This window comes from Aeromonas sp. Marseille-Q7275 (assembly GCF_965119515.1).
The window spans coordinates 1-807 of sequence record NZ_CBCPLW010000049.1 but is presented as its reverse complement, the minus strand read 5'-3'; the positions used below and the strand labels follow the sequence as shown (position 1 = coordinate 807).

Here is an 807-nt window from a genome sequence, read left to right as displayed (position 1 = left end):
GGCTATGTCCCAATTACGTGTTGCATGGGGCGCCCCAGCGCCTCATGCAAGCAACGTGGGATAGTCACCTCCCTTCCATAGCGCTCTAACATCCTTCGCCACCCCAGATAATTCCTCAGATAGTGGGTCGCTACCCCATGGAACCGCTCCATCCACTCCTTCAACCGCCTGTGGTACCCGTTCACATGCTGGATGTGATACGCACCCACCACCCGCTCTCCCGCACGGTTGCGCACCACCTGATGCGTTATCCCTTGCCCCTCGCTGAAACTGGCATACACCCCGGCGCCATCACTGCACAGTACCGCATCCGGCGCGATAAGCGGCGTCAGCACTGCCCTGACTGCTTTGGCATTTAGCTGCTCCAACTGGAAGTCAGCCAGATGACCTGCTCTGTCCTGCACCACCATCACCGGGATGTAATCCGGCCCTGTGCCTCGGGTGCGGCCTTTGCCGCCACGATGACGGGCCGGGCGGGGCAATCCGCGCTGTCCTTTGAACGACTCCAGGAAGAAGGTTTCATCGACCTCGACAATCCCCTCTTCCCGTACCGCTTGGTGGCTCGCCATGGCGTTCAGGAAGCGGTGACGCCACAAGAAGGCAGTGTTTTTGCAGACCCCGCAGCGAATCGCAGCCTGCCGGACGGTCAAGCCGTCGATGAGGGCCTGGGCGTAGTCTTCCCAGCATTGTGCCTTGCGAAGTCGGGCCAGCGGCGTCTTGGTGAGAACGGAGCTTGTGCGTAGACACTGCTTGCAGCGATAACGGCGCAGCCCTCTATTCCAGCCCCAGGGAGCCAACTGCGCGGCC

1 protein-coding gene is annotated in these 807 nt (G+C 61.3%); it reads right to left on the bottom strand.

Annotation, left to right across the window (positions count from 1 at the left end; all coding sequences use genetic code 11):
* Positions 1-2: 2 nt before the first annotated feature.
* Positions 3-807, bottom strand: an 805-nt coding sequence (locus tag ACWPWQ_RS21295; protein ID WP_454010710.1) for an IS1595 family transposase, incomplete at its 5' end; no start/stop codon positions are given.